We start from the raw sequence: 25,826 nt of genomic DNA on the forward strand, positions 1-25,826 counted from the left end.
GCCTGTCTCCGATCCGGCGGACCGAAATCCCCCAGTCTTTCCTGTCGGTACGCGAAGAACCGCGGTGTGTTCCGCACCGGCACCCGTCAGCCACGCCCCAGCACCGCCCCACCGTTGACCTGCAGGATCTGGCCGGTGACGTACGAGGCGTCGGGGGACGCGAGCCAGCGCACCGCCGAGGCGACCTCTTCGGGGCGGCCGGGCCTGCGCAGCAGCACCTGTTCGATGGCCTTGCCGCGTGCCGCGGCGCCCGCGCCGACCGCCGCGGCGTTCTCGGTGCCTTCGATGAAGCCGGGGGCGATGGTGTTGACGGTGACCCCCTTGCCGCCCAGTTCCGCGGCGAGGGAGTACATCCAGGTGTGCAGGGCCGCTTTGGCCGAGGCGTACGGAGCGTTTCCCGGAAGGAACGCACCGTACGAGCTGATCGTGATGACCCGCCCGCCGGGTCGTCGCAGGCGTGTCCGCAGCGCACTGGTCATCAGTACGGACGGCATCACATTGGCGCGCCACTGCCGCTCCCAGTGTTCCGCGAGAGCGGCAAGTCCCCAGGCGGGACGGTCCTCCGTGACACCGGCATTGTTGACCAGGATGTCCACCGTGCCGCCGCAGTCGTGCAAGGCGTCCTCGACCGCCCTCTCGACCGATGGGGGCAGCGTGAGGTCGCTTTGGTACCAGCGCGCGGCGCCGCCCTCGGCGGCCACCTGGTCCGCGGCACGTTTCAGTGGCTCGCGACGACGTCCGAACAGCGCGACGTCGATGCCGTCCCGCGCCAGAGCCAGCGCGCAGGCGAGACCGATGCCGGTGCCCGCGCCGGAGATGAAGGCGGTTCTGTTCATCGCCACGATCCCGTTGCCAGACCTCGGGTACGAGGCACCTGCACCAGGCTGAGCCCCCTTGCCTCCACGAGGACATGTCCCGTGGCGGCAACCGCTCGCAGGTGACGCACAGCCGTCCCGCCGTGGTCCCCGGTCAGGTCCCACAGCTTGACCGTCGCAGGGTCGGGCGGGTCAGATGCTCCGCCATCTCCCGCGGTGTACAGGCGCAGGCTCCGCAGCGCGACGGGAACGCAGTCGGCATGTGCGGTTGCGGATTGGGGCCAGGTGCGGAGCAGGGCCTCGATGAGGCCGACGGGGATGCGCAGCCTCCACTGAGCCGTCGGCGGAACCGGAAGACAGTACGTCGTGGCCGGCACCTGCGCGGTGTCGCTGCCGTCGGGCCGCTCCTGGGGTGGTGGTTGGCCGTTCGGTCCGCCCATGCGCACGCTCATCCGGGCATGGAGGGGTTGGCGCCGGAGCATTCTGCCGCCGGGCAGTGTCAAGTCCCGGGTGATGGCCACGTCCACGACGGCCGCGCCCTCACTCGTCTCGCGGACGTGGGACGAGAGGATCACTTCGGGTGGCGCGAGCCCCGAACGCTGGGGCGGGAGCCTGACGAACGACTCAAAGGTGACGTCAGTGAACTCCCTCACCACCAGATCGGGCACGAGGTCCGCCGCAGCCTCTGCGGCCATCTCCAGGAGCGCCGCTGCCGGCACCGTGGGCCTGCCGTCCACCGAGTGCCCGTACAGACACTCGTCGTCAGGCGTGCCGAGCGGAACGGACCATACGGATTCCCGTTCTCCACGCGAGATCCGACGCCGTAGAAAGAACGCATCCGTGTCCGCTGCGGCCCGTGGTGAGGCCGACCGTGCGCAGGCCGGTGGAAGGGTCAGCACGATGCCGGGTGTCAGCCGGTCCTCGCCCGGGCCCAGGACGGCCCGCGGAAGCCGTTCGTGCAGTGCCCGCAGCAGACGGACAGCGCTCTCGGCGCCCAGGAAGCCCGCGTGGCCCGGAAGGACCGGCACCGGAGTGCCCCTTTGGGCCTCGGCCGTGCCGATCTCCGCCAAAAGGGGCAATCCCAACGCGCCGGCCCGGCTCGCCCGGGTCAGCACCAGGGTGAACACGCCCTCGCGCAGGGGACCTTCCGGTTCGCCGTCCAGGAGCAGCGCGCCGGACGCCGTGTTCGCCGACACGGCAAGCACCAGGGCGAAGTCGATGTCGCCCGCTTCGAGGCATCGGCGGGCCGCATGCAGTGCCGCCAGGGCTGCGTCACGACCGGCGTCCAGGGCCAGCGCCGGCCCGTGCAGGTCGAATTGGACGGCGACGCGTGAGGCGATGACATTGCAGATGAAGCCGGTGTACGTGTCCGAGTCTGCGCGGCGGACCCTTTCCCGTACGGCCGCGGCGAACTCCGCGGCGGTCATCGACAGGCCCTCGACCCCGGCGTCCTCGATGCGGCGGCCCAGATCGTCGGCGCCCACGCGCAGTGTGTACTCGATGCTGCCCTTGGTCGGCCCCAGGTGACCGACGAACACCCCTGTCCGTTCACCGTCGTTGGCCCACGGCGGATCCCTGTGACCGGCCAGCTCGTGCATCGCGTGCATCGTCATGAGGTGGGAGCGGTCGAGTGACGGATGTGTGGCCGGCGGCAGCGTCGTCACCTCGGCGCGGAGCGCCGGGTACGGATCGGCGAAGGCATCCGGCCAGGTGGAGGCACCGGTGCCCAGCCAGGCCTCCACCTCTGCCCGCGGCGGCTTGCCCGGCAGGTGTGCGTGCCAGTCCGTCACGACGATCGCATCGTGCGGGAGGTGTCGGCGGGCCGGCCCGCGCGCCGCGGGCGTCGGCTGGTCCGGCGGATCACCTACGAGTACACAGCAGTTGCTTCCGCCAAGTCCGTACGAACACACTCCTGCCACGCGCGAATGCCCCGTGTCCGACCGAACCCAGGCCACGGGCTCCGTCGGTACCACGAGGGCTCCCCCGAGCAGCGCGGGACGCGCCGGCTCGACGAAGCGGCGCTGCGCGGGAATCACACCGTGCCGCAAGGCGAGCAGCGCATGGATCACCGAGACGATGCCGGCGGCCCAACCGGTGTGTCCAATCAGGGACTTGTTGGAGGTCACCTGCCAGCGGGCACGGTCGCCGGCGGCGGTGGACAGCATCTCCAGCTCCCGCGCGTCGCCCACCTTCGTCCCGGTGCCGTGGCCCACGATCCACTGCAGGTCCTCGGGCTCGAGGCCGGCTCGGTCCAAGGTGCGTCTGAATGCCCGCAGTTGACCCTTGGGATTCGGCGCCATGATCCCCTTGCCCCGGCCGTCGGTCGAACCCCCGACGGCGTGCACGATGCCGTGGATGGGATCTCCGTCGGCGAGCGCCCTGTCGTAGCGCTTGAGGATGACGACGGCGGCGCCGTCGCTGAAGAGCGTCCCCGCCGCATCCCGGTCGAACGACCGCAGGTCGCCGGACGGCGCGTAGCCGCCCATCTCGGAGAACAGCACGTTGGTGCGCCGACCGAGTACGAACGACGCACCGCACACGGCCACGTCGTACTCCCCGGCCACCAGCGACTTCCACCCGCTGTCCAACGCGTAGGAGGCGGTCGAGCAGGCAGCGTCGACCACCGACACCTCGCACAGTTCGGGCAGCAGACCTGCTACCGCTGCCCGGACCTGGCGATAGGGCAAGTAAGTTGTCGGCGGCGCATCCGCGTGCGGATAGAGCGCTCGCAGCGCACCACGAACCCGGTCCGCAGGGCCTGCCCCGTTGAGCATGTCGGCGGCGAGCGTGGCCGTCAGACTCTCCTCGAGCCGCTGGCTGCCCTCGGCCGACGCACCCACCGACACCAGACAACGGTCGGCCGCAGCGAGATGCACCCCTTCCAGCGCCTGCAGTACGGAGTGGCGCAGCCAACGGCCCAACTCGTCGAGCCCTTCGGCCCCTTCCGTGTCCGTACGCGGATGCGCCGGAAAGTCACGGTGGATGTAGCCCATCTTGCGGTGCCGCACGCGGTCTTGCGCGTCCGGACGGTCCGAGTGCAGCGTGCCCAGGTCCCAACGGTCGTCCGGTTCGCTGAACTGCGGTTCGTGTTGTTGCAGGACCTGCCAGAAGTCGTCCGGGGACGCACACCCCGGCACGACCATGCCCATACCGACCACTGCGATGGCCGGCTCCGGTGCGCTGGTCATCGGGCAGCCAGATCCGCGGTGTTCCAGTAGTCACGGTGTACCCGGATCCGGCCGTCAGGACCGAGTTCGTCGATGCACGCGCCACGCAGCCGGATCGGCGTAGCGGCAGGCGCCGGGCCCGATCCCCCTCCGTCGGCTGCCGCCTCGGCACGCGTCACCGTCAGTTCCCATTCCGTGACCCCCACCGTCCCGAGCGACGTCACCGACAGCAACTCGGCTCGCGTGCTGGGGAATTCGGCAACCCAGTCCAGGAAGAGAGTGCGCAGTTCCTCGCGACCCTGGCCGGTCCGTTTCATCGCCACGTCCTCGAATTGAACGTCCTCCGTGAAGTGCAACACCATCCCGTCGATGTCCTGAGCGTTGATGGAATCCACCCAAGCCTTCATCAGTTCCCCGTACGTGGGCACGTCCGGCTCTCCCATTTCCCAACCTCCTGGCACGAGTTGCGGCATTCACGGCTTGGACGGATCGGCTGCACCGACCTACGCTGTTCGCCAACGAATCGGCAGATGCTTGAGACCGTTGACGAAGTTCGACGTCATCCGGACAGGGGGGCTCGCGATTTCCAGGTCCGGCAGCCTCTCGATGGTCTGACGGATCATGGCCTTCAGTTCGATGCGCGCGATGTGGGCGCCGCTGCAGTAGTGCGGCCCGTACCCGAAGCTGATGTGGTCGTTGGGCGTTCGCGCGATGTCGAACCGGTCGGGTTCCACGAATGCGGCCTCATCGCGATTCGCCGAAACCATGTAGACACCGACCTTGTCCCCGCTGCGGATTCGTTGACCGGCGAGTTCCGTATCACGTGTGCAGGTACGTCTGAACATGATGCCCGGGGACCAGAAGCGCAGCATCTCCTCGACCGCGGAGTCGAGCAATTCGGGTTGTGCACGCAGGCGTTGGAATTCCTGCGGATGCGTGAGCAGCGCGTGCAGCCCGCCGGGCGCACTGGCGCGGATGGTCGCGTTGCCGGCCAGGATGAGCCCGAAGAACATGAGCTCGAACTCCTCGCGGTTGAGACCGCCTTCCTGCATCCGCGCCATCAAGCTGCCCGGCCGTGGGGCATCGGCGAGGGCATGGGCGTACGCGAAGATGTCGGCGAGCGCGGCACGCGAGCGTGGATTGACCGGTGCCCCGCCGGAACGCGGTGCCGGGACGGTGCGCAGCGCGAGGGACATGCGGCCGATGTCGGTGAGCGATTCGGGGTCCACGCGCGCCCCGCCCGCATAGTCCGCGTCCTGATATCCGATCACACGGTTGGTCCAGTCGTAGATCAGCGGACAGTCCTGCTGCGGCATGCCGAGGATGTGGCACAGCGCCCAGATGGGCAGGTCGGCGACGAGCTCGGCGAAGTCGACGGCTCCGGAGTCCGCGACCGAGTCGACCAGATGCGCGGCGCGCTCCTCGATCGCATCCGCCAGTTCTCGTACGGCACGCGGCGAGAAGGCCGCCGCGATGCTGCGCCGCAGCCGACTGTGCTCCGGCGGATCCTGATTCACGATCATGGACCGCAGGAACTCCAGGTCCTCCGGGGTGTCGGGGTCACGCAGTTGCGCACCGCCCGCGTACGAAGAGAAGGTCTCGTAGTCCTGCAGCACCTTCTTGACGTCCGCATGCCGAACAACGGCCCAGTAACCGGGTCCGGCCGGCCAAGCTCCCACCGGACGCTCAGGAATCCACGTCACCGGATGGTGTGCGCGCAATTCGCGGAAGAGATCGTACGGAACCCCTCGGGCGAATGTTTCCGGCAGGAAAATATCGGTTGCGGTCGCCATATCCCTGAACTCCCCTACCAGTGGCTCGATCGGGGGCAGGCATACCGTTTCGGCCCGGCAACCACCTCCCTGGAACACATGGATACGGTGCCCGAGCCGCAGCACGGTCCGCAATACACAACGAGACCGGCAGCGTGAACGCGTTGAATCACCAGCGCCGCACTCTCACGTCAACTCGACGGGTTTCAGCACGCCCCCAAATGCACCCGCCTGCGTGCCGTTTAGCCGCGCGGACCTGAGGGAAACCACCTGACTGTCCACCGCCGAACTACCGTCACACTCGCAGGTTTCACCACCGGGTGCAGGACTCGCCGCACGACTGCGGCCCGAAGTGCAGGTGCCCTCAGACACCCTTTCCGACTTCCTCACCCCTCGCGCATCCTTGGCGCGCATGAACCACGTTCAGGAATGAAATGGCTCACCCGAAGAGGGCCAATAGCGCCCTGCCCATTCTGCTGCGCGAAACCGGTTTGACCGGCGGCGAATTGGCCCGTCACGTCAATGAACTCGGCCGATCCCAAGGAATACGACTCAACTACGACCGCACCACCGTCGCCCACTGGCTCACCGGATCACGACCGCGCCCACCGGTCCCGGCTTTGGTGGCTCAGGTGCTCAGCCGCAAGGCCGGCCGGCTGATCCGTCCGACGGACACTGGGCTCGTCGAGCACACCCCGGAGCCCGACAGCCCCCCTTCGGCGGGACCTTTCGCGGGACGGCCCGACCCTGTCGATCAACTGCTCGAACTCTGCAGGACGGATGCCGACCCGGTCCGCTGCGGCATCCTCACGCGCGCCCTCTACGAGTTGCCGGACTCCCCCACCGAGCGGTGGCCGGCCGATGCGCTGCCGGATCTGCAGCAGTCTGCCGCGGTCCCGCTCGTGGGGCGGGCGCGCACCGCCGACGCCGATTTCCTGCACGGACTCGTCGAGATCTTCGCCCAGCTCGACGAGCGATACGGCGGAGGGCGGGGGCGCCAGGCACTGGCCGCCTGCCTGCGGCACGACGCGGTGCGCTACTTGGTGTCCGTGGCGCCGCCGGAGCTCGGAGCCCGCCTCCTCACAGCGACGGCACAACTGACACACCGGCTGGCCGGGATGCACCTCGACATGTCGGCGCACGGAGCCGCACAGCAATATCATCGTGCCGCGCTCGCCCTCGCGCATCGTGCGGACGACCGTGACACCTACGCCAGGATTCTGAGCAGCATGAGCGAGCAGGCCTCGCTGCTGCGCCACGACCACTACGCGCTGGAACTGGCTGTCGCCGCCGTCGACTCGGCAGGGACCTTCGTGGCCGCTGACACCCACGCGCTCGTCCTGACACGGCGCGGAGTGGCCCGTGCCGTGTGTGGGGACATGCCCGGTGCGATGGCCGACATGTACCGCGCCGCAAGCCATCTCGATCCGGACGCGAGGACGCCGGAATCTCCGCTCGCCCATCCCCGGTCCGACCTCTATCACCAATGGGCACGGCTGTACGAGTCACAAGGCAGTCACCCGCGTGCCGCGACAGCCCTGCAGTCCTCGCTTCAGCACCGCAACGATCCGTGGAGCCGCACCTACGCCCTCACCCAAGCACGGCTCGCTCGACTACTGGTCCGAATCGGCCACTTGGAGGCCGCATGCAAGCACACGGCCGCGTTTCTCGACCAGCAGCATCACTTCGACTCTGCACAAGTTCGCCAGACGCTCGCCCAGCTCCACCAGCAGTTCCGGCCGTTTCACCGTCAGGCATCTGCCCGCACCGTACTTCAGCGACTGGACGCAGCACAGGCTGCATATACCGATGCCGTACGGGCTGTCGCGCTTTCCTGACGGTGGTACGCGGCATCGATCTGCGAGGCCTCGCCATGTACTTGATCTCGCTGCACCGGCTCGCGACTGGTTGCCGGGCTGGCCTCGCGCAGGTGTTGCCGCCGCTCAGCAGGTCGGCCCGGCGTTTCAGGTCAGCCGCGTCCGATCAACACGTGACGTCCCACGGACCGAGTTCGATTGCTTGACCGGCCGCGTACGTGGTGTGGGTGAGAACGTCCTCCGCGGCGGTGAAGCTCGCGCCGGACGCACTCGGCGACTTCGAGTGCATGACGCAGGCACAGATCGACGAGCGGCTCGGCATGCTCCGCTATGCCACCGAGAAGTTCCGCGAGAAGGCGCCCAAAACGTACGCCTATCTCGATGGCGGCAACGCCGACTGGGTCGCGGCGGGCACCACGCCCGACCAGCTCGAGGCGGCGGGCATCCGCAATGTGTGGGGCTTCGCGGTCAACGTGTCGAACTACTACACCACTTCGGCCTCCGCCTCCTACGCCCAGAACGTCGCCGGCGGGCTCGGCTACGACGCGAAATTCGTCATCGACACCACCGCAACGGCAACGGTTCGAACGGCTCGCCAGGCAGAGTGCAAGCGGAACCCCAGCAACTCCCTCCACGTCTACGCCGCCGGGGCCGCGGCATTGTCGCCCGCCCGCGTCCGCATGGGGCGAAAGCACAGGGCCAGGGGGCGAGGGGGGCGCCATACGTGCACGTCAAAGACGCGTTGTGCTTCGGCTAAGGCCGGATCGCGGCGGCGGAGCGATGTCGACGATCGCCGCGTCGTGCAGTCGACCCCAGATGGTCTCTGCGCCGACTTTCACCTGAATATCCCTCTTTGGTAGGCGATTACAACCCTTTGACCTTCAGGATGGCCGTGGCCCTTTAGCGTCTGTTTCGGTCACTCCACCCGGATGGACGGTGGGGAACGCAACCCGGGGAGACATGCGCATGCGTAACGCACGTACCGCAGCCGTCGCCGTTTCGGCGGGGCTGATGTTGAGCGGACTCATTGCGGCTCCGGCTGGTCGCCGGATTCGACAACGGTCAAGGGCTACGTCCAGGTCCAGTGCTCGGACTCACTCGACGACGCCAACACCCGCGCAAAGGTTCAGATCTTCCGGGACGGTGGCTGGAAGAATCACGGCGCGGGAGTCACCAGCTACTCCACGGCCAAGGTCATTCACGTCAACGACTCGGCACCGAAGCGGACCAGTAACTGGCGCTACCGCACCAAGGGCACGCACTTCGGCCGGCACGGCAACATCTTCACGCTGCCGACCTTCTACTCTCCGACCCGAATGCTGTGGAGGCAGGGCTAGTCATGCGGAAGATGTCCGAGAATGCTCGGGACCTGCTGATGACCGCCAGCGACCTCGCAAGACTGCGTGACGGCGCGGAGCTGTCTCCACGGGATCTCGCCATGGCGGTCATCGTGCACCGATGGGAGCGGCGGGAAGAGGCCCTCCCCTCCCTGTCCCCGGAACAGCTTCACATGGCGGACTCAGTCGAGCGTGTACTCACGGGGGCCCGGGGGCCGGTTGATCTAGCCGAGTTGGTGGACCTGGCTGCTGCAGAGAACCCGGATCTCGCGGAATACCTGGGGCATGGCGGATGAGGTGTCGGACATCCATTGCAGGGCTGCTGTGCGCTGTCACCATGACGGCGTGCACGGCCCTGTACGAGGCGCTGGCGAACCTTGGAGAGGGCAAGGCCCGGGGCTTCAAGAACGCCGGCGGGACGCATCTCTGACGCGGGACGTAAACGGCGGAGAACTGGCCGGAACCGTCAAGGACGCCGCTCAGACGTGCACGACGATGCGCGTGGAGTACGACACAGTCCACGTGGCCTACCGAATCGAGCCCACATGCTGGTTCGCGTCAACGCCCAGGAGGGGAAGACTCGGCTCGTACGCGTCCGGAACAGCAACCTTTCCCTGACGCCCCCAGTACGCCGTGATGGTTCGACGCCATTGACGCGCTGAAGCCACGGGCCCCTCGACTGCCGGGGCTGTGACACTGGCCGGATGCGTGCCCCCCCCCACTCGGCGACGACGGGTTGCGGTCCGCGGTGCAGCTGCGCAAGGAGTTCCCCGGACTGCCGGTGCTCGTCCTCCGTCAGTACGTGGAGCGCTCCTACGCACTGCGCCTGCTGGACTCAGGCGGCGGCGCCGGGGTGGGCTATCTGCTCAAGGAACGGGTCAGCGGGGTGACCGACTTCATGGCCGCGGGCGGCACGGTGGTGGACCCCGAGGTGATCCACCAACTGGTCCGGCTTCGTCATGACCCGCTGGAGCGGCTGAGCCCCCGCGAGCGTGAGGTCCTCGCCTACCTGCGGTCCTGCCCCGGAACGCCGGTCCGCTAGCGCTCCCCGGCTCTGACCAGCCCGTTCTCGTACGCGATGACCACCAGCTGCGCCCGGTCACGCTCCCCGAGTTTCGCCATGGCACGGCTGACATATGTCTTCGCCGTCAGCGGCGACATAATCAGTTCCTTGCCGATCTCCTCGTTGCTAAGTCCGGCCGCGACCAGGGCCAAAACGTCGCGCTCCCGGTCGGTGAGCGGTGCGAGGCGTTCGGCGCCCGCGGCCCCGGGGGGTTTGAGGTTTGCGAACTCCTCCACGACACAGCGGGTGACGGCCGGAGCGAGGAGGCTGCCTCCGAAGGCGACGTCGCGGATCGCCGCCCTCAGGTCGTCCGGCTCGATGTCCTTGAGCTGGAAGCCCGCCGCTCTGTGGCGCAGGGCTTCAAAGACGTAGGCGTCGACCTGGTACGTGGTCAGCATGATCACGCGGACGCCGTCAAGAATGCGGTCGGCCGCGATCCGGCGGGTGGCCTCGATGCCGTCGATGACGGGCATGCGGATGTCCATCAGGACCACATCCGGCCGCCTGTCAGGTTTCCGTCGCCGGAGTCGCTGCCCGAGGCTCCTGGCGTTCCGCGCAGGCCGAGTTCGTCCAGGAGCGCGAGCAACTTCCCGGGCTGCACGCGGCCATGCGCACCGCGCTGTGCCGCTCCGGCCCCGCAATCCACGCCCCCGCCGGCACCATCGCCGTCGGACTCGCGTGCCTGGCCTTCGCCGGCATCAACGTGTCCCGCTCCCTGGGCCTGGTCGGCGCGGTGGGTGTGGTCTGCGGCTTCCTCGCCATGGTCACGGTGCTCCCGGCTCTCCTTGTGATCGCCGGGCGCCGGGTGTTCTGGCCGTTCGTGCCGCGCTTCGGCACACCCGCCCGTAAGACGAAGACGATCTGGTCGCGCATCGGCGCGGCAGTCGCAAAGCGGCCCCGCTGGGCCTGGATGATGTCCGTCGCCGTCACCGGCGTACTCGCCCTCAGCGCGCCCGGCATCCACATAGGCCTCACCCAGTCCGAGATGTTCCAGGACAAACCCGAGTCGGTCGGCGCGCAGGAGCAGGTTCCGCGACCTCTTCTTGCCCGGCGCCCGGCTCAGCCACCGGACCGTAGGCCGTGGCCCCTGGGCGCCGCCGTGCTGTCCCGCACCACCAAGGTCGTCGCGAGTTCCACCTGGTACGGCTGGACCGCGCTGCCCGCGGCGGCGAGCCGGAGCATGCGGAAAGCCGTCGCCGCCATGGCCTCCAGCGGCTGACTCACCGTCGTGAGCGCGGGCGCCGCCCACGCGGCCACCGACACGTCGTCGAACCCGGTCACACTCATGTCCGCCGGCGCCCGCAGTCCTCGTTCGGCCAGCGCCTGGAGCACGCCGAACGCCTGCCCGTCGTTGCCCGCGACGATCGCGGTCGGCGGCTCGGGCAGGTCCAGCAGCGCCAGCGCCTGGGCGTGGCCGGCCGCGGGACAGAACTCACCGCTGCGCACCAGCGCCTCGTCCACGCCCACCGACGCCTGAAGCAGGGCGGCGCGGTACCCGTCCAGGCGGGCACGGGCCGACCAGACGCTCAACAGCCCCGAGATCACGGCGATACGGCGATGGCCGAGCTCGAGCAGATGACGGGTCGCGCTCAGCCCGCCCTGCCAGTTGGTGGAGGCCACCGACCGCACCGAGGGTTCGGGCTCCACCGGGGGGTCGATCACCACCAGCGGAACTCCCTTGGCCGCCAGCCGCTCGCGGACGGCCGCGTCGGGCAGGTGGTGCACGGTCAGCAGGCCGTCCGTGCCGCGGGCGGCGATCTTGTCCAGGACCGCGCCGAGGCCTTCACCGTGCGGTGGCGCGGTGTTGACCACGATGCGGCAGTCCTGCTCGGCGCCCGCGCTCACCGCCCCTGCCACCAGGGCGTCCGCCCAGGGGCTGTGCAGTGTGCCGATGACGAGGTCGACCAGGCCGCTGCGGCGCGGGGTGCGATAGCCGTGTTCGGCCAGCAGCCGGCCCACGCGTTCCCTGGTCGAAGGGGCCACGTCGGTGCGGCCGTTGAGGACCTTCGACACCGTCGACACGGACACACCCGCCTGCACCGCGAGCTCGCTCAGGGTGGACCGCATACACCGCTCCTCGCCATGGCAGTTTTTCGAAAAACTTCCGTGCACTGTACGCCCGTTGACCTGGACACAGCAGCTCCGTACCGTCGAAAGCGAGCGAAAATTTATCGAAAAGAGAGGTCAATGGCCGCACCCCTTACGGCAGTTCAGCTCTACTCGCTGCGCGACCAGCTCACCGCCGACCGCAAAGGCACGCTCGGCGCCCTCGCCTCCTTCGGATACCGGGCCGTCGAGTGCCACGACGCCCTGAGCGACCCCCGGGCCCTGCGCGCCGATCTGGACGCCGCCGGGCTCGTCGCCTGCAGCGCCCATGTGCCCGCCCTGACCGACCAGGCGCAGGCCGCCTTCCGCGGGGCCCGCACCCTCGGTGCGACGAGCGTCGTCGTGCCGTTCCAGCCGCCCGAGCGGTTCACGGACACCGATGGCGTACGAGATCTCGCGCGCGAACTGAACGATGCGGCCGCCCGGGCCGCCGACCACGGCCTCGAACTCGGCTACCACAACCACGACTTCGAGCTCGCTCAGCACATCGACGGCGTCCCCGCCCTGGAAGTGCTCGCGGACCATCTGGACGAGGCAGTGTTCCTCGAGGTCGACATCTACTGGGCCGCCGTCGGCGGCCAGGACGTCCCCGCGCTGCTGCGCCGCCTCGGCGAGCGGGTCACCCATCTGCACGTCAAGGACGGCCCCGTCACCAAGGACGATCCGATGACGGCCGTCGGCGCCGGCCGGATGCCGATCGCCGACATCCTCGCGGCCCAGCCGTCCGTACGCCGGCACATCGTCGAACTCGACCGGTGCGCCACCGACATGCTCACCGCCGTCAAGGAGAGCTACGACTGGCTGCAGGACCATCACAACGCGCGGGGGCCACGATGAGCGATCCACTCGGCATCGCCGTGATCGGCTGCGGCACGATCAGCGACCAGTACCTGCGCAACCTCACCGCGTTCGCGGACCTGCGCGTCCTGTTCTGCGCCGACCTCGACACCGAACGCGCCCGCGCGCAGGCCCAGGCGTACGGGGTTCCGGGACATGGCAGCGCCCAGGAGGCACTCGCCCACCCGGGCGTCGAGCTGGTCGTCAACCTGACGATCCCGGCCGCCCACTACGAGGTCGCCGCCGCCGCCATCGCCGCCGGCAAACACGTATGGAACGAAAAGCCCCTCGCCCTCGACCCGGACACGGGCCGCAAACTCCTCGATGAAGCGGCCGACGCGGGCGTACGGCTCGGCTGCGCGCCGGACACCTTCCTGGGCGCCGGGCTGCAGACCGCACGACGGCTCGTCGACGCGGGGCACATCGGCGTACCGCAGAACGCACTCGCTCTGCTGCAGGGACCCGGACCGGAACGCTGGCACCCGTACCCGGAGTTCTACTACCGGCGCGGCGGCGGACCGTTGTACGACATGGGCCCCTACTACCTGACCGCGCTCGCCACCCTCCTCGGTCCCGCCGAACGCGTCGCCGCGGTGGCCCGGCGCGCCCGGGAGGTGCGCACCACCGGCGCCGGACCGAGGGCGGGCACCGAGTTCCCGGTCGAGGTGGACACTCATGTCACCGCGCTGGTGGAGTACCAGTCCGGGCCGGTCGCCTCGCTGGTGTTCAGCTTCGACTCACCACTCCCCCGAAACGGCTTCCTGGAACTCACCGGCACGGAGGCAACGCTCGCCCTGCCCGACCCGAACACCTTCACCGGACCGCTGCGGCTGCGCCGCGCCGGAAGCGACGAGTGGACCGTCATCGAGGCAGAAGGCTCCACGGCGGGCCGCGGTCTGGGCGTACTCGACATGGCCCGTGCGCTGCACACCGGCGCGGCCCACCGGGCCTCGGCCGAACTCGCCCAGCATGTCCTGGAGACGATGGACGCCATCGAACGCTCCGCAGGATCAGGCCAGTTCACCACCATCGGCGGCGCCTTCGACATCCCCGCACCGCTACCGGACGGGTGGACACCTCATCGGGATGCCTGAGAGCGCGGCGCAGGCGCACCACGTGGACGGTCCTTCCGTGGTCGGGCCACCGTGAGGTGGGGGCGATAACCGAGGTCCGGCGGCGGGCCGGCTCAAGGGATGACGATGTTGAACTGCGGGTCGAAGGTGTCGGTGACGCCGGCGAGGATCTCCAGTACGGAGACGTCGCCGTCGGTGGGCAGGGAGTGCTTGGCGATGGTTTCAGCCGCATGGCCGGGGTCCAGCAGGAGGGCCACGAGGGCGGCCTTGGGTCCGGTGACGGTGAGCTGGGCGTCGTCCGCCTGCCCGGGGCGGGCGTTGAGAACGCCGTGCCGCACCCACATGTGCCACGGTTCGCCACTCTGGCTGCCCGGAGCAACGAAGTTGAGGTTGATTCGCAGGTCAACGCCCTCTGCGGCCTTGCCGTTGATGTGCACGGCGGCGAAGTCGAAGAGCAGGTCGGCCGGCATCGCCAGAACCGTGTCGAGATTGTCGGTGTGGACGACGCATATGAGGCACCCCCTGTGCCCGCGACTCCACGCAGGTTTCCCAAGTTCGGACAAGCGGACGAACACCTCAGGGCTCAGTCAGGCACCGATAAGCGGCGAGTGGAAAACGGCAGCCATAGCGGCGGCCAGTCGCCCGAAGGCCACGACGCAGCCATTCGGGTGAACTGCCGTTCGAGAGCCGTTGGCACGGTGATCCGTCCGGCGCGGAACCAACCCCTCCCCCTGGCGTCAACCGGCCCGGAACCGGCTGGTTATGGTGTGCGCCATGTCAGGACCGGCCGGCCCCTCACCCGCACCGCAGTTGTCGCTGAACCTTCTCGGCGGGTTCGCGGCAGTGCGCGAGGACGGCGTTGACATACCCAGGCGCTGGCGGCGCAGCACTGCCCAGACCCTGGTGAAGCTCCTGGCCGTCGCCCCCGGCCTGCGGCGCCATCGCGAACACGTGATGGATCTGCTCTGGCCGGGAGTGCCGATGGAAGCGGCCGCCAGAAACCTTCGTGTCACTTTGCACGCCGCACGTCATGCCCTGGAGCCGGATCTCGCCCCCCGCAGCCCCTCTTCGTACCTCCTGTCCGACGGGGACCTGCTCCTCCTGGCGCCCGGCCGTGTACGGGTCGACACGGAAGAGGCCGAGGTTGCGGCACGCACCGCGCTGGCCTCAGGCGACGCCGATGCCCTGGCCGCGGTAGTGGAGGTCCTGAGGTACGAGCTGCTGCCGGAGGACCGGTACGCCGATTGGGCGGCCGAGCGGCGGCGGCACATCGAGGTGCTGCGCGAACGGCTCGTACGGACCCTCGCGGAACGTCTCCTGGCTGCTGGACGTACAGACGAAGCTGTCGATGTCCTGCTGGAGGCGGTGGAGCGCACGCCGACCGACGAGGCCGCTCACCTTCTGCTGGCCCGCACCTGGTGCCGCATGGGTCGGCCACGCCAGGCCATCCGCCAGTACCACGCCTGTCGTGAGGCCCTCGCGGACGAGTTGGGCATGCGGCCCGGAACTGAGTTCGAGAACGTGCACCGCGACGCCCTGGCCGCACTCGACGCCCCGTCGACCCGGGCCGCCGCACGGCCCGTTCCGCTTCCCGCAGCCATTCGAAGACCCGAGCCGCTCCCTTTGTTCGGGCGCGAACGACCGCTGGACCTCCTCGTGCGGCACGCGACCTCGAACCCCGACGACACCCCTCTCGTCGTGCTGCGGGGTGAGGCCGGGATCGGGAAGACCCGCCTTGCCGCCGAAGCGGCACGCCGCGCAGCCGAGGCAGGGGTGCAGGTGCTGTGGGGCACGGGCCACGAAGCCGAGGGGCAGACTCCCTACGGGGTCTTCGCGGACGCGCTCGACGGTCATCTCGTGCAGTGCGGCGCCGACGAACGCGCGCGGCTGAGCGCCGAACATGTGGGCCTGGCAGCGCTCGTCCCAGCCCTGGGTGCGGGACCGCTCGCGGCCGCGACGCCGGAAGAGGAACGAGCGCGGCTGTTCCGGGCAGTCGACGGCGTACTGGCCGACCTTGCGAGCGGCGGGCCGGTCCTCGTCGTCCTGGACGACCTCCACGCGGCCGATATCGAGTCCCTGGGACTGCTGCACCACTTGGTGCGGACCACTCACACCCAGCGCCGTCGGTTCATCGCCACGTACCGCGACGACATGCTTGAACCGGACGCCCCCCGCCGACATGTCCTCGACGGCATCAACCGACAGCGCATGGCAGTTGATGTCGACCTGCTGAGGCTGAGCCGCGCCGACTGTGCAGGGCTCGCCTCCGCCGCATCGAACCGCTCCGGCCGTGACATCGACCGCAAGGCCGGATCACAACTCTTCAGACTGTCGCTCGGCAACCCCCTCTTCGCCTTGGAGCTGGCCACCGGTCCGGCCGTCGATCTGGCACGCCTCGCCCCCGCCTACCCCACCCCCGGTGAGCCGGTCCCGGACGCCGTCCCGGACAACATCCGCCGACTCGTGCGCGGCCGGCTCGCCCGACTCCCCGACGACACACGGCGCATACTGCACGCCCTGTCCCTTGCCGCAGGCGCCGCCGTGTCGCTCACCGCGATCGAGGCCGTCGCGGAGCGCGGGCTTCACCCGCCGCTCAGCGGGCCGGAGGTGACCGTCGCGCTCGACGCCGCAGTGCTCGTCGGGGTGATCGAGGAGCGGGATGTCGTACTCGGTGGCCGGTCGACGCTCGGATACGCATTCCGGCACCCCTTGGTACGCCTCGCCTGTGCGGAACAGATGAGCCGGGCGAGTCGACGAAGGATCCACCAGGCCTACGCCGACGTGGTGTTGCGCCTGCGCCCTGACGCCGTCGACGCTCTCGCGCACCACATGACGCTGGCGGAGGACGCCCGCGCCCCTGTCCACCTGCGAGCCGCCGCCGACCGCGCGGCCTCCCTCTTCGCCAATGACAGCGCGTGCGCCTACTACCGGGAACTGGTGGACCTCCTGGACGCGCGCGACCCGTCCGCGGCTCCCGAGGCACGCCTTGCCTGGGGACTCGTACTGCGCCGCGCCGCCCGCTATGCCGAGGCGGAAGCCGTACTGCGCAGGGCCTACGACGATCTGATGGCCGCCGCCGACCATGTCCAAGCCCTCCGGGTAGCCGTCTCCTTGGCCGAGGCGCTCGGTCGCGCCGGACGGCCGCTGGAGGGCCTCGAGGTCCTCGAGGCAGCGCCCCAGTCCTCCCTGTCCGAGGCGTCCGATCGTGCAGGCCGGGACCTCGCCTGCGGGGCGCTCAACTTCAACGCGGGCCGTTACGACGAGGCACTGGCAGCCCTCGGCCGGGCCGAGGACGAGACCGTGAACCTCGACGAAAACGGGCGCGCCCCCCTTCGCGCACGGCTGTTCACGATCCGCGCCGCCGCACACCTGGTCTCAGGGCGCCTCCGCGAGAGCCGTGCGGCCACCGAAGAGGCCCTACGCACCGCCGAGGCGACGCAGGACGCCACGCTGCTCTCCGGCGCCTTGTCCGTCGTCGGGGAACTCGCCCGCGAAGAGGGCCGGGTGGAAGACGCACGGGACATCGCACGGCGCGCCGTGACCACGGCGCGCCGGACAGGCGACCCGACCCTGCTCGCCTTCGATCAGAGCAATCTCGCCGGAGCAGAGCTCCTCGCAGGTGACCAGGTCCGGGCCACGGCCCTGTCCAACTCCGCTGTCCGACTGGCGCGTTCACTCGGCCCTTCATGGGTGCTGCCCTACGCGCTGGTGTGCCGCGCGGAGGTGGAACTGAGGTGCGGTCGGCTGCCGGAGGCGGAAGCGGCGTTGGAGGAGTGCGCCGAGGCAGTGGAACTCACCCGCGACCCACAGGTGCTCGAAGGAATGCGTCGCCTGTCGGTCGAGCTCTCCGCCGCCCGCAGCGGCAGCCGGCACCCGGGTCACCGGTAATACCGGGGTAACAGCGCCTGCCTACCGTGCGGGCCAGCCCCGTCCCCCGGGGAACATCCCGTCGCCGGAGAAACCCCGTGTCTGCCACCTCGCTGCCTCTCCCGCCAGGCGCACCCCCGCCGGACGATCCGCCCCGCGTCGTCGTCGACGCGGGCGGAGAACCGTGGGCCCGCCTGCTCAGCCTGCTGGAGAGGCGGCGTAGTGAACTCCCCGCCGGCAGCGTCCTGCAGATCCACAGCGCCAATCCGCTGATCCGTGGGCCTTTGTGGGCCTGGTGCCGCTCCACCGGCTGCGCTCTCACGGCCGAGACGGAATCGCGCGCGGCGGAAACCGGCGACCAGAGCACCTACCGCATCACCCTGTCCCCCGCGCCCGCCGCGCGGGCGGGGTGGCTGCCCCCGTCCTTCGAGCACGTCGAGAACCCGGAGCAATCATGAGACCCCTCGCCCGCGCCAGACTCACGGCCGCGATCAGTATCGCCGCCCTGTGCAGCCCGGCGGTGATACCCACCGCGACGGCGAGTGCCGCCGCGCCGTCCGTGACCGCCAAGGACGGCTCCGTACACCACACCGTCACGCTCATCACCGGCGACCGGGTGACTGTCACCACGATGAAGGACGGCAAGAAGGCGTACAGCGCTGTGCCTGCGGAAGGTTCGGCACCCGGCACGGTGCTGATGCGTACGGAAATCGACGGCGACGCGTACTTCTACCCGAGTGACGTCATCGACAAGGTCGGCTCGCTCCTCGACCCACGGCTGTTCAATGTCGACGGCCTGGTGCGCGACGGTTACGACGACTCGCATTCCGAAGCGCTCCCCGTCATCGTGCGGCGCACCGGCGCGGAGCGCCCCGAAGCGCTCGCCGCCGACGGGCTGCTCCCCGCGAAACGGGACTTCCGTTCGGTGAAGGCGAGCACGGCCGTCGTCGACAAGGACGACGCCGACGAGGTCGGTGCGGCACTCGACGGCAAGGACGAGGCCGGGACGCTGGAGGGAGTCAAGTCCATCTGGCTGGACGGCAAGGTGCGCGCCGACGCCCTTGACCGCAACCTCACCCAGATCGGCGCCGACAGCGCCTGGGACTCCGGTCGTACGGGCAAGGGCGTGAAGGTCGCCGTCCTCGACACCGGAGCAGATGCCACCCACCCCGATCTGGCGGGCCGCATCAGCGCGGCCAAGGACTTCTCCGGCAGCGGCAGCACGCTCGACAAGAAGGGGCACGGCACCCACGTCGCGGCGACCGTCGCGGGCAGCGGCGCAGGCGCACCTGGTGTGCGGTCCGGAGTCGCACCGGAGGCGGATCTCATCATCGGCAAAGTGCTGGGTGACGACGGGTCCGGTTCCGACTCGCAGGTCATAGCGGGCATGGAATGGGCGGTCGCGCAGGGCGCGAAAATCGTCAACATGTCGCTGGGCAGCGGCCCGACCAACGGCCAGGACCCCGTCACCCAGGCCCTTGAGAACCTCACCACGTCCTCCGGCACTCTCTTCGTAGTCTCGGCGGGCAACGAAGGCCCCAACATCAGTACTGTGTCCGCCCCCTCCATCGCCCCGCATGCCCTGTCGGTCGCGGCGGTGGACTTCAGCGGAGGGACCGCGTCCTTCTCCAGCCGAGGCCCCTCATTCAACGGAACGGTCAAGCCCGAGATCGCCGCCCCCGGCGTCAACGTGGTCGCCGCACGAGCCACCGGCGTGAACATCGGCACCATCCAGAACGACCCCAACTACACCGCCGTCTCAGGTACATCGATGGCCGCGCCGCACGTCTCCGGCGCCGCCGCGCTGCTGGCTCAGGAGCACCCCGACTGGACGCCTGACCGCCTCAAGCACACGCTGATGGGGACCGCCACCGCACCGGGCTCCGGTCAGTCGGTGTACGACGTCGGAGCCGGAGTCGTCGACGTGCCGGCAGCCCTGAAGCAGTCCGCCGTGGCGGACACCGGGGCCGTCGACTTCGGCCGCGTCGATGCGAACGACGGCACCGCGCAGCGCACGGTCACGCTCACCAACACCGCCGACACCGCGGTGACCCTGGATCTGAAGGGCGACCTGGCCTCATCCGGTTCGACCCCGCCCGACGGACTCCTGAAGCTCTCCGCCTCCACCCTGCAGCTCGCACCGGGCGCCTCCGCCCCGGTCACCCTCACCGTGGCCGCGGCCGGCACCCCCACCGGCACCTACAGCGGCAGCCTGACGGCAACACCGGCCGACGGCGGCCAAGCGCTGCGCATCCCGCTGCTGCTCGACCGCGCCCAGTCCGTCAAGGTCCGCACGCTCGACCGGGAGGGCAAGCCGGCTGCCGCCCAGATCTCCCTCCTGAACGCCGACAGCGGCGCCTCACTGAACGCGGAGGTCCGCGCCGAGGGCGTCCGTGATGTGCGGGTTCCCGAGGGCCGCTACATGGGCCTCGCAATGATCGCCACGACGATCGACGGGCGCAAGCAGATCGCGATCGTCAGCGCCGACATGGCAGACGGTGCCGACGAGCTCGTCTTCGACGCGCGCAAGACGCGCCGCTGGACCGCATCTGTGGAAGGCTCGGACACCCGGCCGGAGTTCATGGCGGGCAACCTGACCCGCACCACCGACGACGGCCGCTACGGCATCCGCCACAGCATGGTGGCGGGCGGAGCATACGGCGCCTTCGCCCGCGACGCCCTCTGGATCAGCCCCACGACCGCACCCCACCTGGGCAAGGTCGCCTTCAACGAGCGCTGGCGCCTCGCCGACGCGGACAGCGACATCACCGTGGGCGACACCTCCACGCTGTACGACGTGGCGTACGCACAGAACGAGGTGAGCGACTCTCCCGGCAGACGAGTGACGCGCGCCGAGGTGGAGAACCTCGCCAAGGTCCGCATGACGTACAAGGGCATGAACGAGAAGATCCGGATGCAGGAGGGCAGCACCCCGTACGGCACAGGACTGTCCGGCCTCAACGTCTCCTCACCCTCGTATCTGACAGTCCCGCGTGAAAGGACCGAGTACATCCAGGCAGTGGACCGCACCTGGCTCCGTTTCACCTATCGGCGCCAGAGCGGAGTCGAAATGGACTACACGCCGCGCCAGTTCACCTACGAGGCGGGTTCCTCCACCAAGGACACCTGGTTCACCGGCCCGTTCACCGTCGGTCTCGCCGGGCAGAGCACAGGCGCCCGGCTGCAACTGCGTATCGAGGACAACGTCGACCCCAGCGGACTCGTAGGCGAATACGCAGACTTCAACTTCCCCCAGCGATTCCAGGGCACGACGCGGCTGTACCGGAACGGTGTCCTCGTCGCCGACCGGGGCAGCCTCATCGACAAGACGTTTGCCGACTCATCCAAGGCGTCCTACGCGCTGAGCCGCACGTTCACCTCCGCCGGGATCTTCCCGATGGGTGGCGAGGCGAGCGCCAAGTGGACGTTCACGGCGGGCGGAACGGGCGAAGCGCCGACGGCTGTCCACCTGCTGAACGCGTCCTTCGACGCACCGCTCGACGAGATGAACCGGGCGCGCGCGGACCGTCCGCTCGACGTCCGGGCGGATGTCTCCGGCGCGGTCGACGGTCTGCAGTCCGTACGCGCATGGGTGACCGGTGACGGCGGCACCACCTGGCAGGCGGCGACGACGCACCGCGACGACAACGGCCGTTACCGCTTCACGGCCCCGACCGACCTGCTCCACAGTGGCGGGTTCCTGGGCGTCCGGCTGACCGCCGAGGACGGCGCGGGCCACACCGTGGACCTGGCGCTGCCGCGGGCGATCCCGGTCGGCTGATCTCCGGCAACTCCCTTGGGGTACCGCCGCTTCACACAAAGCGGCGGTACCCCCTTTGCCGTGCTCGGCTCCCCGTCGGCCGTCAGCAATCCCAGGCCGACAAGGCCGCAGGGATGCGGTCTCGACTGGAGGACAACTCCCTTGGCGTGCAGGTGAGTTGGCGGGCGCCGCGGCGCCTTGACGCATAGGCGTCACTGGCACCGTTACGCCACTCTCGCGCCTTCTGCCACTGCATCACCGCAGGTAGCGTCCGGCACGGCCTGCACCGCTCATGGCGGTTCCGCCACGTCGCGACCCGCGTGCGAAACATCCCTGATCCAGGAGGAGCACATGAAGCGCCCCCAGGAGAGAACGAGAAACCGACTGCTGGCCACCAGCCTGGCCATCGCCGTCGGTATCACCCTCCCCGCAGTGTCCGGAGCCCAGGCGACACCCCCGCTCACGGGTCTGGTCACACCCACCCAGGGAGCGGCGAAGCAGTCCGCCGTCACCCTCGTCACCGGCGACCGCGTGCTGGTGAACACCGACGCCCAGGGCCGCCAGTCCGCGTCGGCCACCGCGGCCGACGGCACCGCCAAGACCTTCCAGACGATGACCGACCCGCAGGGCAACCTCTTCGTCTTCCCTGCGGACACGGTCGAGGGCATCGCCTCCGGTGCCCTCGACCAGCGGCTGTTCAACGTGACCCAGCTCATCAAGGACGGGTACACGGACGACCGGGCGGACACCCTGCCCGTCATCGTCGCCTACCGGGACAAGCCGACCGCGGCCACGCTGAAGAAGCGGGCCGATGCCCTGCCCGGCGCCGAACGCGGGGCGATCCTGGACCGGATGGACATGGCCGGCGTCGGCATCGCCAAGAAGGAGGCCAAGTCCTTCTGGCAGCAGGTCAAGCCGGTCAACAAGGCTCCCCGCAAGGGCGAGCCGGTCACCGCGCCGGGCCGCGCGGGCGTGGCGAAGGTCTGGTACGACGCCAAGGCGAAGGTCACCCTCGACAAGAGCGTTCCGCAGATCGGCGCTCCCGAGGCGTGGGCCGCAGGCTATGACGGCAAGGGCGCCAAGGTCGCCGTGCTCGACACCGGCGTCGACCCCGACCATGCCGACGTCAAGGACAACTTGACCGCCACGGCCAGCTTCGTGCCCGGCCTGTCGGTGAACGACGGCAACGGCCACGGCACGCATGTCGCCTCCACCATCGCCGGCAACGGTGCCAACTCCGGCGGCCGCTACAAGGGCGTCGCTCCGGGCGCCGACCTGATCGTCGGGAAGGTCCTGGACAACCAGGGCAGCGGCCAGACCAGCTGGATCATGGCCGGTATGGAGTGGGCCGCCGCCCAGGGCGCCGACGTGGTCAACATGAGTCTCGGCGGTGCGGCCTCGAGCCCCGACGACGCCATGACCGAGGCCGTCGACCGCCTGAGCGCTTCCACCGGCACTTTGTTCGTCGTCGCGGCCGGCAACTCCGGCCCCAAGGAGACGACCGTCGGCACCCCCGGCACCGCGGACTCCGCACTGACCGTGGGAGCCGTCGACAAGTCGGACGTTCTCGCAGGCTTCTCCAGCCGCGGCCCCCGCGTCGGCGACTTCGCCATCAAGCCGGAGATCACCGCTCCTGGTGTCGGCATCCTGGCCGCCCGCTCCGCAGGCACCTCCCTGGGCACGCCGCTCAACGCGTACTACACCTCGTTGAACGGCACTTCCATGGCCACGCCGCACGTGGCCGGCGCCGCCGCGATCCTCGCCCAGCGCCACCCCGACTGGTCCGGGCAGCGGATCAAGGACGCGCTCACCGCACACTCCAAGACCATGGAGGGTGCCACCGTTTACCAGCAGGGCAACGGCCGTACGGACATACCCGCGGCCCTCGACCCCAAGCTGGAGCTCTCCGGCACGGCCGACTTCGGGCTCGTCGAGTGGCAGGACGCGGGGTGGGAGAAGGAGACCCGAAAGATCACCCTCACGAACCCGACCTCCAGCGCCACGACGGTGACGCTCGCCCTCGACGCCGGCAGCACGCTGCCCGCCGATGCGCTGACGATTCCCTCCGAGCCGGTCACCATTGCGGCCGGCGGCACCGCCGAGGTCTCGGTCGTCCTCGACCCGAACGACGTCCCGCTCGGCCAGTACGGCGGACACCTCAAGGCGACCACCGCCGAGGGCGCGACCGCGCACACCGCCTTCGGTTTCACCAAGGAGCCGGAGCGCAACAGCCTCACGCTCGATTTCAAGGACCGCAGGGGCAACCCGGCGGCGCTCGCCTCCTTCCTCGTGCTGGGCCTCGACAACGGCTACTTCGCCAGCCTGACCGTCGCGGGCGGTCACAAAGAGGTACGTCTTCCGGCCGGGCGTTACTCGGTCACCGGCCAGCTGAAGACCGCCGCGACCGGCAACGGCACCGAGTCCTACGCAAACGATCTCTTCGCCCAGCCCGAGATCGATCTCACCGAGGACGACAGGTCGGTGACGGTCGACGGCACCGAGGCCACGGACTTCGACCCCCGCCTTCCCGACGAGAGCCGGCCGCTCGAGCGGTCGAACCTCTCGTACCAGACCGTCCGGTTCACCGAGAAGCGCGCCCTGCACGTCACCACCGGCTTCGCAGGTCTGGTCACGTGGTCGGATACGCGCTTCGGGGCGATCCCTGCCGAGAAGCCGGCCACCGGTGAGCTCTGGACCTCCTTCTTCCATGCCAAGAGTGAACCGCTGATCCGCGCGACGCTCACAGCGCCCGAGACGAAGGAGCTCACGGCGAGAACGTCCAACTACCTGAAGCGCTTCGAAGGCACCCGCAAGTACGACGTCGTCGACGCGGGCAGCGGGTCCGCGGCCGACCTGGCGGCTACCGACGTACGCGGCAAGGCGGCGCTGGTGCGCCTGGACAGGATCGGTGGGACCGCCGGTCCGACACTGCGCGCGGTCGAGGCGGCGGGTGCCACGGCGATCGTTCTCGCACCGAACGACGACTCCCCGCAGTCGATCGTCGTCATCGGGGTCAATGTCCCGTATTTCGCCACCACCTACCGTGAGGGTCGCGACCTTGCCGCCACCCTCGTGAAGTCCCCCCGCACCAGCATCACCCTGCAAGGCGTGAACGAGTCCCGCTACACCTACGCGGGAGAGTGGGACTTCAACGAGGGCATCCCTGCGAACCTGGGGATCACCGTGCGAGCCGACCGTTTCGCCAAGGTCGCGGACCGTTACCACACGGACGGTGTTGCGCGCATCGGCTACCAGTCCTTGAACTCCTGGGGACCGTTCCCCATGACTTCCTTCCGCTCGGGCACGTTCCTCCAGCAGGGCGAGGCGAGGGACAACTACATCCTTGCCGCTGAGGGAGTGACGTACCAGCAGCACGTCATCCCGAGCACCTCGTACAACGCCGACATGCGCGAGACCACCAAGGCCTACCGCCCAGGCCAGGTCAGCGCGGGCGACTGGTGGGGACCGGCGATGCACAACGGCACGGCCACCGAGTTCGCGTGCAACTTCTGCCGCTCGGACGCCGGTGTGGTCTTCCAGCCGCACGTCGGCGGCGACGGACAGAGCGACCACTATCTCCGGGGCGGCCGCACCACGACCTGGGCGTACTACCGTGACGGTGAGCCCATCCCGGCCGGCGGCCTCATCTTCGCGCCCGAGAAGGCCACATACCGATTCGAGACCGACTCGGTCAGGGCCAAGGGCTACGAGGGTGTGACCCTCGGATCGAAGGTCCACACCGAGTACACCTTCGAGTCGGCCGCACCGACCCAGACGTCCGTCAAGGACTGCACGACTCTGGTTCCCAAGGCCACGAAGTGCGAGGCCCTGCCCGTCGTGGTGCTCGACTACGGCATGCAGGCCGACCTCCTCAACCGGGCCGAAGCCGGCGAGGACTACGGCGTGACCATCGACGCCTCGCGCGCCAAGGGCTTCACCGGCTCCGCCGACATGGCGGGCGCGCAGCTGTCCGTCAGCTACGACGGCGGCGCAACCTGGAAGCAGGCCGACGTCAGCCGCAAGGACGGCAACACATTCCGGGCCGAGTACACGCACCCCGAGGTCTCCGCGACCGACGGCTTCGTGAGCTTGCGGACCGAGGTCTGGGACGCTGCGGGCAACCGCACGCTCCAGGAGATCACCAAGGCGTATGCGCTGAAGTGAGGTTCGCTCGTAGCGGTGTGCACCCGCACCGCGACGAGCGACCAGATC

Annotated in this window: 15 protein-coding genes and 3 pseudogenes; 11 read left to right on the forward strand and 7 right to left on the reverse strand. The window is 69.4% G+C overall.

What is annotated here, in order from left to right; translation table 11 throughout:
• Positions 1–86: 86 nt before the first annotated feature.
• From G6045_RS00205 to G6045_RS00220, 4 genes are read right to left on the reverse strand one after another with little or no spacing between them, the layout of a single operon-like run.
• Complete coding sequence (locus tag G6045_RS00205) at positions 87–836, reverse strand: SDR family NAD(P)-dependent oxidoreductase (RefSeq protein WP_165329641.1); 750 nt, start codon at positions 834–836, stop codon at positions 87–89.
• Positions 833–4,003, reverse strand: coding sequence for a hotdog fold thioesterase (locus tag G6045_RS00210; protein WP_165329642.1), 3,171 nt, complete (start codon positions 4,001–4,003; stop codon positions 833–835). Before G6045_RS00210 ends, G6045_RS00205 begins: the two co-directional genes overlap by 4 nt.
• Complete coding sequence (locus tag G6045_RS00215; protein ID WP_165329643.1) at positions 4,000–4,425, reverse strand: nuclear transport factor 2 family protein; 426 nt, start codon at positions 4,423–4,425, stop codon at positions 4,000–4,002. The genes G6045_RS00210 and G6045_RS00215 overlap by 4 nt, the downstream gene beginning before the upstream one ends.
• Positions 4,426–4,485: 60 nt before the next feature.
• Positions 4,486–5,880 carry a cytochrome P450 gene (locus G6045_RS00220; RefSeq protein ID WP_328707607.1) on the reverse strand — a complete coding sequence of 465 codons (1,395 nt, stop codon included), beginning with the start codon at positions 5,878–5,880 and terminating at the stop codon, positions 4,486–4,488.
• Positions 5,881–6,188: 308 nt separating this feature from the next.
• On the opposite strand from G6045_RS00220, the gene G6045_RS00225 reads away from it, so the two are divergent.
• The 4 genes and pseudogenes from G6045_RS00225 to G6045_RS00240 form a co-directional block, all read left to right on the forward strand.
• Positions 6,189–7,592, forward strand: coding sequence for a hypothetical protein (locus G6045_RS00225; RefSeq protein WP_165329644.1), 1,404 nt, complete (start codon positions 6,189–6,191; stop codon positions 7,590–7,592).
• Positions 7,593–7,819: 227 nt separating this feature from the next.
• Positions 7,820–8,431: a glycoside hydrolase family 6 protein gene (locus tag G6045_RS00230; RefSeq protein WP_165329645.1), complete on the forward strand. Its 612-nt coding sequence runs from the start codon at positions 7,820–7,822 to the stop codon at positions 8,429–8,431.
• A 479-nt stretch (positions 8,432–8,910) separates the two neighbouring features.
• Positions 8,911–9,204: a hypothetical protein gene (locus tag G6045_RS00235; RefSeq protein WP_165329646.1), complete on the forward strand. Its 294-nt coding sequence runs from the start codon at positions 8,911–8,913 to the stop codon at positions 9,202–9,204.
• Between the two features lie 416 nt (positions 9,205–9,620).
• A pseudogene (locus G6045_RS00240) lies at positions 9,621–9,920 on the forward strand (DNA-binding response regulator); the annotation flags it as partial.
• Between the two features lie 26 nt (positions 9,921–9,946).
• Here the strand turns inward: G6045_RS00240 and G6045_RS00245 are convergent.
• Positions 9,947–10,474, reverse strand: a pseudogene (locus G6045_RS00245) (LuxR C-terminal-related transcriptional regulator); the annotation flags it as partial.
• Between the two features lie 95 nt (positions 10,475–10,569).
• On the opposite strand from G6045_RS00245, the pseudogene G6045_RS00250 reads away from it, so the two are divergent.
• Positions 10,570–11,001 (forward strand): annotated as a pseudogene (locus G6045_RS00250) (MMPL family transporter); the annotation flags it as partial.
• A 29-nt stretch (positions 11,002–11,030) separates the two neighbouring features.
• Here the strand turns inward: G6045_RS00250 and G6045_RS00255 are convergent.
• The gene (locus G6045_RS00255; protein ID WP_165329648.1) at positions 11,031–12,038 is read right to left on the reverse strand and encodes a LacI family DNA-binding transcriptional regulator; all 1,008 of its coding nucleotides are present in this window, start codon (positions 12,036–12,038) and stop codon (positions 11,031–11,033) included.
• A 120-nt stretch (positions 12,039–12,158) separates the two neighbouring features.
• Here G6045_RS00255 and G6045_RS00260 point away from each other — a divergent pair, with 120 nt between their 5' ends.
• Positions 12,159–12,914, forward strand: coding sequence for a sugar phosphate isomerase/epimerase family protein (locus G6045_RS00260; protein ID WP_165329649.1), 756 nt, complete (start codon positions 12,159–12,161; stop codon positions 12,912–12,914).
• Positions 12,911–14,008 carry a Gfo/Idh/MocA family protein gene (locus G6045_RS00265; RefSeq protein ID WP_165329650.1) on the forward strand — a complete coding sequence of 366 codons (1,098 nt, stop codon included), beginning with the start codon at positions 12,911–12,913 and terminating at the stop codon, positions 14,006–14,008. Before G6045_RS00260 ends, G6045_RS00265 begins: the two co-directional genes overlap by 4 nt.
• A 92-nt stretch (positions 14,009–14,100) precedes the next feature.
• Here G6045_RS00265 and G6045_RS00270 read toward each other — a convergent pair whose 3' ends face one another.
• Positions 14,101–14,562: an alkyl sulfatase C-terminal domain-containing protein gene (locus G6045_RS00270; RefSeq protein WP_328707608.1), complete on the reverse strand. Its 462-nt coding sequence runs from the start codon at positions 14,560–14,562 to the stop codon at positions 14,101–14,103.
• Between the two features lie 199 nt (positions 14,563–14,761).
• Here G6045_RS00270 and G6045_RS00275 point away from each other — a divergent pair, with 199 nt between their 5' ends.
• From G6045_RS00275 to G6045_RS00290, 4 genes are all read left to right on the forward strand, one after another.
• Positions 14,762–17,875 (forward strand): ATP-binding protein, encoded by a 3,114-nt coding sequence (locus tag G6045_RS00275; protein ID WP_165329652.1) that lies wholly within the window; start codon positions 14,762–14,764, stop codon positions 17,873–17,875.
• A gap of 77 nt (positions 17,876–17,952) precedes the next feature.
• Positions 17,953–18,312, forward strand: coding sequence for a hypothetical protein (locus tag G6045_RS00280; RefSeq protein WP_165329653.1), 360 nt, complete (start codon positions 17,953–17,955; stop codon positions 18,310–18,312).
• Positions 18,309–21,635, forward strand: coding sequence for a S8 family serine peptidase (locus tag G6045_RS00285; protein WP_165329654.1), 3,327 nt, complete (start codon positions 18,309–18,311; stop codon positions 21,633–21,635). Before G6045_RS00280 ends, G6045_RS00285 begins: the two co-directional genes overlap by 4 nt.
• A 330-nt stretch (positions 21,636–21,965) precedes the next feature.
• Positions 21,966–25,778, forward strand: a complete 3,813-nt coding sequence (locus G6045_RS00290; RefSeq protein ID WP_165329655.1) for a S8 family peptidase — start codon at positions 21,966–21,968, stop codon at positions 25,776–25,778.
• The last annotated feature ends 48 nt before the right edge of the window (positions 25,779–25,826 follow it).

Origin of the sequence: Streptomyces mesophilus (assembly GCF_011044995.1) — a bacterium.
GTDB classification, from domain to species: Bacteria; Actinomycetota; Actinomycetes; order Streptomycetales; family Streptomycetaceae; genus Streptomyces; species Streptomyces mesophilus.